This is a genomic window from Pseudomonas sp. Pse1, assembly GCF_024519635.1.
Taxonomy (GTDB): domain Bacteria; phylum Pseudomonadota; class Gammaproteobacteria; order Pseudomonadales; family Pseudomonadaceae; genus Aquipseudomonas.
In genome coordinates, this window is the sequence record NZ_JALJRO010000002.1 from 448,247 (window position 1) to 461,012 (window position 12,766).

The following is a 12,766-nucleotide window of genomic DNA, read 5'->3' on the forward strand; positions in this document are numbered from 1 at the left end:
CGTCATGGCCAAACCTGGATTTCGCCTCGCGCTGTTTGCCACCTTGCTGGCACTGATTGTCGTGTTGCTGGGGGCCTACACTCGGCTGACCCATGCCGGCCTTGGCTGTCCGGACTGGCCGGGGTGCTATGGGTTTATCAGCGTACCGAAAAGCGAAGCCCAACTGGCCCATGCCGAATTGCACTTTCCAGATACCCCGGTCGAGGCCCACAAGGGCTGGAACGAGATGATCCACCGTTATTTCGCCGGGACCCTGGGCCTGCTGATCGTGTTGCTGGCGGCGCGTGCCTGGACTCACCGCAAGCATCCCGATCAACCGCTGAAACTGCCGTTGTTCCTGATGGCGGTGGTGTTCGCCCAAGCGGCGTTCGGCATGTGGACCGTGACCCTCAAACTGTGGCCGCAGGTGGTGACCGGGCATTTGCTCGGCGGCTTCGCCACCCTGAGCCTGTTGTTCCTGTTGACCCTGAGGTTGTCTGGCGTGTTGCCGGCGCTGATCGTGCCGCGCCGCTTGCAGTATTGGGCAACTGCTGGTCTGTTGCTGGTGATCGGTCAGATCGCCCTGGGTGGCTGGGTCAGTTCCAATTATGCGGCGGTGGCGTGCATTGATTTCCCGACCTGCCATGGTCAATGGCTGCCACCGGCGGACTTCGCCAACGGCTTTCATCTGACCCAGCATATCGGCCCCAATTACCTCGGCGGACAGCTCGACAGTGATGCGCGCACCGCCATCCACCTGACCCACCGCATCGGCGCCTTGCTGGTGACCCTGGTGTTGCTGGGCCTGGCCTGGCAACTGAAAGTGGTCGGCATGACTCGCCTGGCCGGCCTGGTGTTGCTGGCGCTGGCCACGCAGATCACGCTGGGCATCAGCAATGTGCTGTTTCACCTGCCCCTGCCGGTGGCCGTGGCACACAACGCCGGAGGCGCGGCGCTGTTGCTGACCCTGGTGCTGGTCAACTACCACGCCCGCACCAGCCTGGTCCGGGTCGAGCAACAGGCGCTCGGACGCTGGCGCTTCAGCCCGCGTAAACATGCGGCTGGGCCGATAACCATAAAAGGAGAAATGCCATGGCGACTCTGATCGGCGAACGGCCCCGGCAGGCAATCTGGCGTGACTACCTGGAGCTGACCAAGCCCAAGGTGGTGGTGCTGATGCTGATCACTTCGCTGGTCGGCATGTTCCTCGCGACCCGGGCCGGCGTGCCGTGGACGGTATTGATATTCGGCAATCTGGGCATCGCCTTGTGTGCCGGCGGCGCGGCGGCGGTCAATCATGTGGTAGATCGGCGAATCGACGCCGTCATGGCCCGCACCCACAAACGGCCATTGGCCGAAGGCCGGGTCTCACCGTTCGGGGCCTTGACCTTTGCCCTGGTGCTGGCACTCAGTGGGCAAGCCCTGCTGCTGGCCTTCACCAATCCGCTGACGGCTTGGCTGACCCTGGCTTCGCTGTTGGGCTACGCGGTGATCTACACCGGCTTCCTCAAGCGCGCCACCCCGCAGAACATCGTGATCGGCGGGCTGGCCGGTGCTGCCCCGCCTTTGCTGGGCTGGGTCGCCGTCACCGGGCACCTCAGCGCTGAGCCGCTGCTGCTGGTGCTGATCATTTTCGCCTGGACCCCGCCACACTTCTGGGCGCTGGCGATTCACCGCAAGGAGGAGTACGCCAAGGCCGATATCCCGATGCTGCCGGTGACCCATGGCGAGCACTACACCAAGGTGCACATCCTGCTCTACGCCTGCGCCCTGCTGGCAGTGAGCCTGATGCCCTACGTGATCCATATGAGCGGCCTGTTGTATCTGGCCTGTGCACTAGGGCTGGGAGCGAGGTTTCTGCAATGGGCCGTGGTGCTGTACCGTGGCACTCGGCCGCACGCGGCGATCAACACCTTCAAGTACTCTATTTACTACTTGTTCCTGCTGTTTATCGCCCTGCTCGTAGACCACTATCTGATGTTGAACCTATGACCCGAACCCAGAAAACTGTCTTCATCCTTGTTGCCCTGATTGCCCTTGTCCTCGGGCTGACCATCAACAAGGTCCTGTCCGGCAAGGGCCAGGGAGATCCGACCGCGCTGATCGATGCCGGGATCATCCTGCTCCCGCAAAGCCGCAACCTGCCGGACGTGCAGATGACCAACCAGGACGGCCAGCCGGTCACCATCAATGAGTTGAAAGGCAAGTGGAGCCTGCTGTTCTTCGGCTACACCTTCTGCCCGGACATCTGCCCGACCACCCTTGCCCAACTGCGTCAGATCAAGAGCGAGCTGCCGGCGGATGCGGGCGACAAGCTGCAGATCATCTTGGTCAGCGTCGACCCTCATCGCGACACACCGCAGCAGCTCAAGCAATACCTGGGTTACTTCGATCCACAGTTCATCGGGCTGGCGCCGAAATCGGTCGAAGAACTGCAGACCGTGGCCAACGCGCTGAGCATCCCGTTCATTCCGGCGGATACCAGCAAGCCCAACTACACCGTCGATCACAGCGGCAATTTGGCGGTGATCGGCCCGGATGGCACCCAGCGCGGATTCATCCGTGCGCCCTTGAACAACGTCAAGCTGGTGGCGCAGTTGCCTGTGATGGTCAGCCGTCAGTAATCGAGTCGTTTATCAGGCACAAAAAAGGGGCGCATTGAATGCGCCCCTTTTTAGTTGTATCGCTCAGATCAGAACGCCGGCACTACCGCACCTTTGTACTTCTCCAGGATGAACGCTTTGACTTCCGGGCTGTGCAGGGCAGCTACCAGTTTCTTCATGGCGTCGCTGTCCTTGTCGTCCGGGCGGGCAACCAGGATGTTCACGTAAGGCGAGTCCTTGCCTTCGATGACCAGCGCATCCTTGGACGGATCCAGTTTGGCTTCCAGCGCGTAGTTGGTGTTGATCAGCGCCAGGTCAACCTGGGTCAGCACGCGCGGGATAGTGGCGGCTTCCAGCTCGCGGAATTTCAGGCCCTTGGTGTTCTCGGCGATGTCCTTGACGGTCGCCAAGATATTCTTCGAGTCCTTGAGCTTGATCACGCCGGCGTGGTCCAGCAGCAGCAGGGCACGGCCGCCGTTGGTGGCGTCGTTCGGAATGACCACGGTGGCGCCACCTGGCAACTCGGCCAGCGACTTGTACTTGCTGGAGTATGCACCCAGGGGCTCGATGTGCACGCCGGCCACGCTCACCAGGTTGGTGTTCTTGGCCTTGTTGAATTCATCGAGGTACGGCTGGTGCTGGAAGAAGTTGGCATCCAGGCGCTTTTCCGCGACCTGAACGTTCGGCTGCACGTAGTCGGTGAAGACCTTGACCTTGAGGTCCACGCCCTCTTTGGCCAAGGCCGGTTTCACGAACTCAAGGATTTCTGCGTGCGGTACCGGGGTGGCGGCAACGGTTAGGGTTTCTGCAGCCTGGGCGGAGAACGCAGCAACGGCTGCGAACGCGACGAGTAGTTTTTTCATCCAGCAAACTCCTTGTGAAGCGCCCTTTCGGGCGCCTGCCGGCGTAATGCCGACGATTGCATTTATTTTCGGGAAAAGTGCACCACCAGCTTATCGCCGACGGTTTGCAGTACCTGGACCAACACCAGCAACAACACCACGGTCACCACCATGACGTCGGTCTGGAAGCGCTGATAGCCGAAACGGATGGCCAGGTCACCCAGGCCTCCGGCGCCGACCACACCGGCCATGGCCGTGTAGGACACCAGCGTGATGGCCGTCACCGTGATCGCCGCGAAGATGCCCGGACGGGCTTCCGGCAACAGGGCATTTGTAATGATCTGGCGTGTCGTGGCGCCCATTGCCTGGGTCGCCTCGATGATGCCGCGATCGACTTCGCGCAGGGCGGTTTCCACCAAGCGGGCAAAGAACGGTGTAGCACCGACCACCAGTGGCGGAATCGCCCCGCCGACGCCCAGCGAGGTGCCGGTGATCAGTACGGTGAACGGAATCATCACGATCAGCAAAATGATGAACGGCAGCGAGCGCAGAATGTTCACGATCAGCGACAGCAGCGCGTAGACACCCTTGGCTTCAAGCAATTGGCGTGGGCTGCAGAGGAACAGCAGCACACCCAGTGGCAGTCCGAGTAATACGGTGAACAACAGCGAGCCGCCGAGCATCAGCAAGGTGTCGCCGGTGGCCAGCCAGATTTCGTACCAGTCGATATTGGCGAAGAAACTTGTCAGCAGTTCCATTAGCGCAGCACCTCCATATGGACTTCGGCCGCAGCAAAGAGGGCGAACGCCGCTTCCATGTCACCCCCGGTGATGGCCAGGGTCAGTTGCCCGTAAGGGACGTCTTTGATGCGGTCGATGCGACCGGCGAGGATGCTGTAGTCGACCCCCGTTTCGCGGGCGATGGTGCCCAGCAGCGGCGCATAGGTGGCATCACCCTGGAAGGTCAGGCGCACGATACGCCCCGGCACGTGAGCGAAATCATCGCGCTGTTCGCCTTCGTCGACCTGCTCGTCTTCCTGGACGAAGCGCTTGGTAGTCGCATGCTTGGGATGCAGGAACACTTCGGCCACCGGGCCCTGTTCGACGATCCGGCCGGCGTCCATTACCGCAACCTGGTCGCAGACCCGGCGAATCACGTCCATTTCATGGGTGATCAGCACGATGGTCAGTTTCAACTCGCGGTTGATCTCCGCCAGCAGTTGCAGGACGGATGCAGTGGTTTGCGGGTCGAGGGCGCTGGTGGCTTCGTCGCACAGCAGGATTTTCGGTTTGGTCGCCAAGGCGCGGGCGATACCGACGCGCTGCTTTTGACCGCCGGACAGTTGCGCCGGGTATTTTTTGGCGTGGTCGGACAAACCAACTCGCGCCAGCAACTCGGCCACACGGCGGTCGATGTCGCTGCGCGAGAGTTCGCCGGCCAGGGTCAGTGGCAACGCGACGTTGTCGGCAACCGTCTTGGAGGCCAGCAAGTTGAAGTGCTGGAAAATCATCCCGACTTGCTGGCGGAAACGGCGCAGGGCCGTGGCGTCGAGCGCAGTGATTTCTTCGCCGTCGACGGTGATTTTGCCGCCACTGGAGTCTTCCAGGCGGTTGATCAGGCGCAGCAGGGTGCTTTTCCCGGCGCCGGAGTGGCCGATCAGGCCAAACACCTGACCGTTATCAATCGTCAGACTGGTCGGATGCAGGGCGGGAATATCCTTACCGGCGACGCGGTAGGTTTTATGGACGTTTTGAAACTCGATCACGTAGCGAACCTTGTGGGGCGCGTTGGAAAAGGATCAGCGGTTAGCCGGGGGCGCATTTTAGCCTGTCCGTATAGAGGTTCTTAGCATTTATTTCGTAAACAACCTTTCATTTGGCGATAACGCGATCAAAGGTCATAAAAAAGGAACGGTGCCGAAGCCCGTCAGTCACTACTTCAGCAACTGAAAAACGCCCGCTGTCGACGGGCATCCCAATCGAGGAGTTCAGGACTGATGAGTAGTAAAAAACCGGGTGCCGACCAAAGCCAGCTGGCGGGTACCCATACCCCGGATCGCGCCAACAGCAATGCCAAGCTGCAAAGCTTGGAAACCTTCCGCTCTGATGCCACCGAGCAGGCTCTGCGTACTAATCAGGGGGTCAAGGTCGCCGATAACCAGAATAGCTTGAAGGCCGGCGCACGCGGGCCGTCGTTGCTCGAAGACTTCATCATGCGTGAGAAGATCACCCATTTTGACCATGAGCGAATCCCCGAACGCATCGTGCATGCCCGCGGCACAGGCGCCCACGGCGTCTTTCAGTGCTACGAGAACCATGCTGAATTGACCAAGGCCGGTTTCCTGCAGGACCCAGGACAAAAAACGCCGGTGTTCGTGCGCTTTTCCACGGTGCAGGGGCCGCGCGGGTCCGGCGATACGGTGCGCGATGTCCGGGGCTTTGCGGTGAAGTTCTTCACCAAGCAAGGTAACTTCGACCTGGTCGGCAACAACATGCCGGTGTTTTTCATTCAGGATGCGATCAAGTTTCCTGACTTCGTCCATGCGGTAAAACCCGAGCCGCACAACGAAATTCCTACGGGTGGCTCGGCTCACGATACCTTTTGGGATTTCGTATCGTTGCAGCCGGAGTCGGCGCACATGGTGATCTGGGCCATGTCCGACCGGGCTATCCCGAAAAGCCTGCGCAGCATGCAGGGCTTTGGCGTGCACACCTTTCGCCTGATCAATGCCGAGGGCAAGGCGCGCTTCGTCAAGTTCCACTGGCGGCCCACTGCTGGCACCTGCTCGCTGGTCTGGGATGAAGCGCAGAAGCTCGCCGGCAAGGACACGGACTACCACCGCCGCGACCTCTGGGATGCCATCGAAATGGGTGATTATCCCGAGTGGGAGTTGGGAGTGCAGGTCATCGAGGAGGAAAACGAGCACGCCTTCGATTTCGACATCCTCGACCCGACCAAGCTGATCCCCGAGGAGCTGGTGCCAATTACCCCGTTGGGTAAGATGGTGCTCAACCGCAACCCTGACAACTTTTTTGCCGAAGTCGAGCAGGTCGCGTTCTGCCCGGGCCACATCGTGCCCGGCATCGATTTCTCCAACGACCCGCTGTTGCAAGGCCGGCTGTTTTCCTACACCGATACCCAGATCAGCCGGCTTGGCGGGCCGAATTTTCATGAGATCCCGATCAATCGGCCAATCACGCCTGTGCATAACGGACAGCGTGATGCCCTGCATCGCACCACCATCGACAAGGGTCGCGCCTCCTACGAGCCGAATTCGATTGATGGCGGCTGGCCGAAAGAAACCCCGGCGGCTGCGGTCGACGGCGGATTCGAGAGTTATGCCGAACGGATCGATGCGAACAAGATCCGCCAGCGCAGCGAGTCATTCGGCGATCATTTCTCTCAGGCCCGGTTGTTCTTCAACAGCATGAGCGAGCATGAGAAAGAGCACATCATTGCCGCCTACAGTTTTGAACTGGGCAAGGTCGAACGCGAGTTCATCCGGGCGCGGCAGGTGAATGAGATCCTGGCCAACATCGATCTGGATCTGGCGGCACGCGTGGCGCAGAACCTAGGGTTACCGGCGCCGAAAACCGGGACTGTCGAGGTTCGCGAGACTTCGTTGGAGCGCTCGCCGGCGCTGAGTCAGGCCAACCTGTTGCCGGAAACCATCAAGACGCGAAAAGTCGCGATTTTGGCAGCGAACGGAGTCGATGCGGCGGCGATCAGTGCCATGAAGAAGGCGCTGGAAGCTGAAGGGGCGCACGCCAAACTGTTGGGGCCGACCTCGGCGCCGGTGACTTCGGCGGATGGCAAGGCGCTGGCGGTGGATGCGTCGATGGAAGGCATGCCTTCAGTAGCCTTCGATGCGGTGTTCGTCCCGGGTGGTGCGGCGTCGATCAAGGCGTTGAGCACCAATGGAGTGGCCTTGCACTACGTGCTGGAGGCTTACAAGCACTTGAAGGCCATCGCGCTGCAAGGTGAAGCCAAGCAGTTGCTGGATGTATTGAAGTTAGAGGTCGATGCCGGGCTGATCGTCGGGGCGGATGCCAAGTTGACCAAGGCATTTTTTGCCGCCATTGGCCAGCATCGGGTCTGGGATCGCGAGGAGAAGGCCAAGGCCGTTCCCGCCTGATTCAGCCATTACCCTCGATTGCCACGATTAATCCTTGCGCGGTGTTAACACCATCTGCGCAGGGATGTGGCGCAGGATCTGCCGCTGGATCTTCAGGTCGAAGTCGGAGTCGAGTTTTTTCACCCGCTTGGTCAGCAGGGTCGCGAGCCACGGGTAATCTTCGGTGCGCGGTGCCTGAATGCTGACGGCGCATTGATAATTCACCACATCGGCGGCGATCGCGTCCAGTTGTCGCCGAAGTTTTGGGCTATCGGTGATGTTCAGCGCAACGGTGGTGCTCTCGGCGGTCGGGTCGATTACCCTGGCCTTTGGCTTGGCGGCGGCGGCCTCAAGGGCGGCCTCGGCCTGCTCCAACTCAGCCCTGCGCGCTTCGGTAATGGCGCCGTTAACACCGCCGGTCAGCGCCGGTGCCTTGGGCATGAGTGCGCGAGCGCGGCTTAGGGCCGTCGCGGCAGCGTTCACATCACCCTTTTGCAGGACGATCTGACTGCGCTGCAGGTAAGCTTCGGCCAATTGACGCTGATACTGCTCCAGCGAGGGATCGTCGGGTGTCTGCGCTTGCAGTGCCGCCAGTTGATCTTCGGCAGTCGCCAGCTCACTGCTGGCCAGGCTCTGTTGCAACTGGGCAATCGCCGTCGTCCGAGCGTCCGGGACTTCGGGGGCGGGGGGTGTGCTCTGGCAGGCGCCCAGAAGTACAAAGGCAACAAGGAGCAGATAACGGGAGGCGAACGGCTTCATTCCTGCGACTCTCTGATTGCGCAAAAAACGAGCAAGTCTACACCCCTCGACGGGGCAGGACAAAACTCAGCAGAAACAGCGCGGCGGCGGCGACCACAATCGACGGGCCGGCCGGCGTGTCCTTGAACCAGGACAACGCCAGGCCACCGCAGACCGCGAGTATACCCAGCACGCTCGCACCGAGGGCCATTTGCTCCGGCGAGCGAGCGTGGCGTTGTGCCGCAGCGGCCGGAATGATCAGCAAGGACGTGATCAACAGCACTCCGACGATTTTCATCGCGACCGCGATCACCACGGCAATCAGCAGCATCAGGGTCATCCGCAGAGCGGGTACCGGCAGGCCTTCGACCGTTGCCAGCTCTTCATGCACCGTAATCGCCAGCAGCGGTCGCCACAGCGCGGCCAGCAAAATCAGCACCGCCGCGCTGCCGCCGAGGATCCATGCCAGATCGTTTGGGCTGATCGCCAGCAAGTCGCCAAACAGATAAGCCATCAGGTCAATCCGCACTTCATGCATGAAGCTTAGTACCACCAGGCCGAGGGAGAGCGTGCTCGGCGCAAGAATCCCCAGCAAGGTGTCGGAGGCCAGTGGTTGGCGCTGCTGCAGGGTTACCAGCAGGACGGCGAGCAACAGACAGCCAACAGTCACCGCAATGGTCGGACTGACATCCAGCAAAAAGCCCAATGCTACGCCCAACAAGGCGGCGTGGGACAGGGTGTCGCCGAAATAGGCCATGCGCCGCCAGACCACGAATGATCCCAGCGGGCCGGCAACGATAGCGAGGGCGAGGCCTGCGAGCAGGGCGTACAACAGAAAATCAGCCATGCTTGCAGCCATCTCCATGAACGTGGGTATGAGCGGCGGGCGCCGCGCTGACGACCGAGCCATGCAGGTCATGGGCGTGGTCGTGATGGTGGTGGTAGATCGCCAGGCTTGGCGCATTCTTGCCAAACAACTCGACGAATGCCGGGTCGCCGCTGACCTGTTCCGGATGCCCGGAGCAGCACACGTGACGGTTTAGGCAGACCACCTGATCGGTGGTGCTCATCACCAGGTGCAAGTCATGGGACACCATCAACACGCCGCAACCGTGGCGATCGCGCAAGCGGGTGATCAGGCTGTACAGCTCGGCCTGGCCGGCGACGTCGACCCCTTGCACCGGCTCGTCGAGCACTAGCAACTCAGGCTCGCGCAACAGCGCACGGGCCAGCAGCACGCGCTGCATTTCGCCGCCGGAAATGCTCTGCACCGGGCTATCAATCACCTGCTCGGCACCGACTTCGCCGAGTGCCGCGAGGGCACGCGTGCGGTCGACACCGGGGACCAGGCGCAGAAAGCGCAGGACTGACAGCGGCAGGGTCGGGTCAACATGGAGTTTTTGTGGCATATAGCCAACCCGTAGCTTTGGCTTGCGCCACACGCTGCCGCTGTCGGGCTTGAGCAGACCCAGCACGGCGCGCACCAGGGTGGTTTTGCCAGCGCCATTGGGGCCGATCAAGGTCACGATCTGACCTGGCTCGACGCTCAGCTCGATATTGTCCAGTACGTTTTGCCCGGCGAAGGTCACTGCAACCTGGTTCAGGCGAATCAATGCAGTGCTCATCAGGCCCCCTGGCAACCCGCGCAGAGACCAACGACCTCGACGGTCTGGCCTTCGACCACGAAACCGACGTCGCTGGCGCTGTGGATGATCGCGTCGCTGATGGATTTCTGCTCCAGCTCGATGGCTGCATGGCATTCGCGGCAAATCAGGAACTGGCCCTGATGGGCGTGGCCCGGATGGTTGCAGCCGACAAAGGCGTTGAGCGACGAAATGCGATGCACCAGGCCGTTGTCCAGCAGGAAATCCAGGGCGCGGTACACAGTGGGCGGCGCGGCGCGGCGGCCGTCCTGCTCGCTGAGTACCGCGAGGATGTCATAGGCGCCCAGCGGCTTGTGGCTCTGCCAGACCAACTCCAGCACGCGCCGGCGCAAGGCGGTCAGGCGCAGGCCCTGGCGTGCGCAAATGGCATCGGCCTCGGACAGCGCGGTGTGCACGCAGTGCGAATGGTCGTGGGGGCGGCTGGCGAGCGGTGTTTTAGGCATGAGCGGCGACGAGTTTTGTGAGAGACGTTATTATGTTACCCGTTCTCGCCTCTTTGAGTGGTCATCGTGTCCAGACTTTTTGCCATCCTTGTCACATTTACTGCCAGTTTCCTCGCGATCAGTGCCGCGCAGGCCGAGGTCAAGGTGCTGACCAGCATCAAGCCGGTACAGTTGATTGCTGCAGCGGTGCAGGATGGCGTCGGCGTTCCCGAGGTGCTGCTGCCACCGGGTGCGTCGCCGCATAATTACGCCCTGCGACCTTCCGACGTACGGCGCGTGCAGTCGGCTGACCTGCTGTACTGGATCGGCCCGGACATGGAAGGCTTCCTCCCTCGCGTGCTCAAGGGGCGCAATTTGCCATCGGTTGCGTTGCAGGACCTGCCGGGTCTGAAGTTGCGCCGGTTTGCCGAAGACAGTCATTCCCATGCAGAAGAGGCCGACGACCACGATCACGACCATCGTCCGGGAAGTCTCGACGCTCATTTATGGTTATCACCAGTCAATGCGCGGGTAATTGCCGGGAAAATCGCCAACGATCTGAGCGCTGCCGATCCGGCCAATGCCGCGCGCTATCAAAGCAACCTCAAGGCCTTCGACGAGCGCCTCGATGCGCTGGACCTGCGGTTGAAGGCGCGTTTGGCAGCCATTGAAGGCAAACCCTACTTCGTCTTCCACGAAGCTTTTGATTATTTCGAAGACGCCTACGGGCTCAAGCATGCGGGGGTGTTCAGCGTGGCTGCCGAAGTGCAGCCGGGCGCCCAACATGTGGCGGCGATGCGCGCGCGCCTGCAGGAAGTCGGCAAGACCTGCGTGTTCAGCGAACCGCCATTGCGCCCACGCCTGGCCGAGACCCTGGTGGCGGGCTTGCCGGTGAAATTGGCTGAACTGGATGCGCTGGGTGGCTATACCCCGGCGACTGCCCAAGGGTATGAGCAGGTGCTGGAAAAGCTTGGGAATGATCTGGCGGGGTGTCTGGAGTCGCTATAACGCTGGAATCGGCGTCGCCGCAATCGCGAGCAGGCTCGCTCCTACAGGTGATCGACACAACCCCCTGTAGCGAGCCTGCTCGCGATGCTTTTAGAGGGCAAACGGCAACGGCGTACTGACCTGCTGACGCTGAACCAAACGCTGTTCAAATTCCATCGGGTCGTGAATCAGCACATCCTGACCGGCAAAAGATTCGGCGGCGATCAGGCGCGACAGCCAGAAGCGCACGCAGGCAACGCGCAGCATGGTCGGCCACAGCTCGGCCTCGGCCGCAGTGAAGGGTCGCAGCGCGGCATAAGCCCCCAACAAAGCCCGCGCTCGTGGACCATCAATCTGGCCGTCGTCGTCCGAGCACCAGTCATTCAGGGCGATGGCTACGTCATACAGCATCGGACCCGAGCAGGCGTTATAGAAGTCGATCAGTCCGGTCAGGTGCGTGCCTTCGAACATCGCATTGTCGCGGAACAGGTCGGCATGGATGTTGGCGCGAGGCAACGCGAGGATTTTGCTCTTCTGCTCGCTGATTTCGTCCAGTGCCCGTTGCAGCAGTTGCCGCGACTCATTGCCCAGGTGCGAAAGCAATTGCGTGCCTTCTTGCTGCATCCAGTCCAGGCCGCGGTCGGTCTTGCGTTTGATCATCTTGTCCTGGGTGGCCAGGTGCAGATGCGCAAGCAACTCGCCGACTTGGGCGCAATGCTGTGCATTGGCAACCTTGATGTGCTTGCCCGCCAGCCGCGGCTGTAGCAACGCAGGTTTGCCGGCCAGCGTGCGCAGGGCGACGCCGTCAGTGGTGCGCAGAGCGTAGGGAACGGGCAGATTGGCATCGTGCAGGACATCGAGCAGTTCGATGAAAAACGGCATCTCCTGCACCGGCCCGCGCTCGACCAGGGTCAGGACAAACTCGCCCTGCTCCAGGCTGATGAAGAAATTGGTGTTTTCACTACCAGCGGCAATCCCCTGGAAATCGAGCAGGCGGCCGAGCCCGTACGGGGCGAGAAAGGTTTCCAGCTCGGGCCGAGCCAGGGGGGTGAACACAGACATGGTTAAAAACTGCTCAGTTCGGGCGCGGCGATCAAGCCAGCGCCGATTAAAATTAAGAAACTACTTCCACTCAAAGATCTTCCACGCCGGGATCAGCATATCCGGCTGATCCGAACGTATGAAGTTCGCATCCGTGCCGTCCGAGCGCACCAGGAAGTACGGCTTGCCGCCCTTCGGAGTGACCTTGATCGCGTACAGGAAACCGTTTTGGCGGTACTCCTGAATGGTCTTGTCGCCTTCGGTGCGGATGGTCACTTCCGGATCCGGAGTCGGAGCATCGTCCGCCGCCATGGCGGCCAATGGAATACAACCAAACAAACCAGCCAGCAACAGGCGATTGAGTGTGCGCATGATA

13 protein-coding genes and 1 pseudogene are annotated in these 12,766 nt (G+C 61.1%); 5 read left to right on the plus strand and 9 right to left on the minus strand.

Annotated elements, in window-relative coordinates:
• Positions 1-4: 4 nt before the first annotated feature.
• From NR126_RS04780 to NR126_RS04790, 3 genes are read left to right on the plus strand one after another with little or no spacing between them, the layout of a single operon-like run.
• On the plus strand, positions 5-1,084 hold the full coding sequence (locus NR126_RS04780; RefSeq protein ID WP_027616616.1) for a heme A synthase: 1,080 nt from the start codon (positions 5-7) through the stop codon (positions 1,082-1,084).
• Positions 1,072-1,971, plus strand: coding sequence for a heme o synthase (gene cyoE / locus NR126_RS04785; RefSeq protein WP_256829796.1), 900 nt, complete (start codon positions 1,072-1,074; stop codon positions 1,969-1,971). The genes NR126_RS04780 and cyoE overlap by 13 nt, the downstream gene beginning before the upstream one ends.
• The gene (locus tag NR126_RS04790; protein WP_105753503.1) at positions 1,968-2,603 is read left to right on the plus strand and encodes an SCO family protein; all 636 of its coding nucleotides are present in this window, start codon (positions 1,968-1,970) and stop codon (positions 2,601-2,603) included. Before cyoE ends, NR126_RS04790 begins: the two co-directional genes overlap by 4 nt.
• A gap of 68 nt (positions 2,604-2,671) precedes the next feature.
• On the opposite strand, the gene NR126_RS04795 is transcribed toward NR126_RS04790, so the two are convergent.
• The 3 genes from NR126_RS04795 to NR126_RS04805 form a co-directional block, all read right to left on the minus strand.
• Positions 2,672-3,445 (minus strand): MetQ/NlpA family ABC transporter substrate-binding protein, encoded by a 774-nt coding sequence (locus NR126_RS04795; protein ID WP_027616613.1) that lies wholly within the window; start codon positions 3,443-3,445, stop codon positions 2,672-2,674.
• Positions 3,446-3,507: 62 nt separating this feature from the next.
• Complete coding sequence (locus NR126_RS04800; RefSeq protein ID WP_027616612.1) at positions 3,508-4,182, minus strand: methionine ABC transporter permease; 675 nt, start codon at positions 4,180-4,182, stop codon at positions 3,508-3,510.
• A complete protein-coding gene (locus tag NR126_RS04805) occupies positions 4,182-5,189 on the minus strand; it encodes a methionine ABC transporter ATP-binding protein (RefSeq protein ID WP_105753502.1) in 1,008 nt (335 codons plus the stop codon). Before NR126_RS04805 ends, NR126_RS04800 begins: the two co-directional genes overlap by 1 nt.
• Positions 5,190-5,360: 171 nt before the next feature.
• On the opposite strand from NR126_RS04805, the pseudogene katE reads away from it, so the two are divergent.
• Positions 5,361-7,559, plus strand: a pseudogene (gene katE, locus NR126_RS04810) (catalase HPII); the annotation flags it as partial.
• A 27-nt stretch (positions 7,560-7,586) separates the two neighbouring features.
• On the opposite strand, the gene NR126_RS04815 reads toward katE, so the two are convergent.
• The 4 genes from NR126_RS04815 to zur are packed head-to-tail and all read right to left on the minus strand — an operon-like array spanning position 7,587 to position 10,383.
• Positions 7,587-8,297: a PA5502 family lipoprotein gene (locus NR126_RS04815; RefSeq protein WP_256829797.1), complete on the minus strand. Its 711-nt coding sequence runs from the start codon at positions 8,295-8,297 to the stop codon at positions 7,587-7,589.
• Between the two features lie 37 nt (positions 8,298-8,334).
• Positions 8,335-9,123 (minus strand): zinc ABC transporter permease subunit ZnuB, encoded by a 789-nt coding sequence (gene znuB / locus NR126_RS04820; RefSeq protein WP_027616608.1) that lies wholly within the window; start codon positions 9,121-9,123, stop codon positions 8,335-8,337.
• Positions 9,116-9,901, minus strand: coding sequence for a zinc ABC transporter ATP-binding protein ZnuC (gene znuC, locus NR126_RS04825; protein WP_027616607.1), 786 nt, complete (start codon positions 9,899-9,901; stop codon positions 9,116-9,118). Before znuC ends, znuB begins: the two co-directional genes overlap by 8 nt.
• Entirely contained in the window at positions 9,901-10,383 is a 483-nt protein-coding gene (gene zur / locus NR126_RS04830) for a zinc uptake transcriptional repressor Zur (protein WP_027616606.1), read from the minus strand. Before zur ends, znuC begins: the two co-directional genes overlap by 1 nt.
• Positions 10,384-10,440: 57 nt before the next feature.
• Between zur and znuA the strand changes: the two genes are divergently transcribed.
• A complete protein-coding gene (gene znuA, locus NR126_RS04835; protein ID WP_256829799.1) occupies positions 10,441-11,370 on the plus strand; it encodes a zinc ABC transporter substrate-binding protein ZnuA in 930 nt (309 codons plus the stop codon).
• Between the two features lie 90 nt (positions 11,371-11,460).
• Here znuA and NR126_RS04840 read toward each other — a convergent pair whose 3' ends face one another.
• Positions 11,461-12,411, minus strand: coding sequence for a homoserine kinase (locus NR126_RS04840; RefSeq protein WP_027616604.1), 951 nt, complete (start codon positions 12,409-12,411; stop codon positions 11,461-11,463).
• Positions 12,412-12,471: 60 nt separating this feature from the next.
• Positions 12,472-12,762, minus strand: coding sequence for a DUF2782 domain-containing protein (locus tag NR126_RS04845; RefSeq protein WP_027616603.1), 291 nt, complete (start codon positions 12,760-12,762; stop codon positions 12,472-12,474).
• Positions 12,763-12,766: the final 4 nt, after the last annotated feature.

Bases quoted from the DNA above. Each gene is read 5' to 3' on its own strand.
- NR126_RS04780 (WP_027616616.1), top strand. From the start codon at position 5: ATGGCCAAACCTGGATTTCGCCTCGCGCTGTTTGCCACCTTGCTGGCA.
- cyoE (WP_256829796.1), top strand. From the start codon at position 1,072: ATGGCGACTCTGATCGGCGAACGGCCCCGGCAGGCAATCTGGCGTGAC.
- NR126_RS04790 (WP_105753503.1), top strand. From the start codon at position 1,968: ATGACCCGAACCCAGAAAACTGTCTTCATCCTTGTTGCCCTGATTGCC.
- NR126_RS04795 (WP_027616613.1), bottom strand. From the start codon at position 3,445: ATGAAAAAACTACTCGTCGCGTTCGCAGCCGTTGCTGCGTTCTCCGCC.
- NR126_RS04800 (WP_027616612.1), bottom strand. From the start codon at position 4,182: ATGGAACTGCTGACAAGTTTCTTCGCCAATATCGACTGGTACGAAATC.
- NR126_RS04815 (WP_256829797.1), bottom strand. From the start codon at position 8,297: ATGAAGCCGTTCGCCTCCCGTTATCTGCTCCTTGTTGCCTTTGTACTT.
- znuB (WP_027616608.1), bottom strand. From the start codon at position 9,123: ATGGCTGATTTTCTGTTGTACGCCCTGCTCGCAGGCCTCGCCCTCGCT.
- znuC (WP_027616607.1), bottom strand. From the start codon at position 9,901: ATGAGCACTGCATTGATTCGCCTGAACCAGGTTGCAGTGACCTTCGCC.
- zur (WP_027616606.1), bottom strand. From the start codon at position 10,383: ATGCCTAAAACACCGCTCGCCAGCCGCCCCCACGACCATTCGCACTGC.
- NR126_RS04840 (WP_027616604.1), bottom strand. From the start codon at position 12,411: ATGTCTGTGTTCACCCCCCTGGCTCGGCCCGAGCTGGAAACCTTTCTC.
- NR126_RS04845 (WP_027616603.1), bottom strand. From the start codon at position 12,762: ATGCGCACACTCAATCGCCTGTTGCTGGCTGGTTTGTTTGGTTGTATT.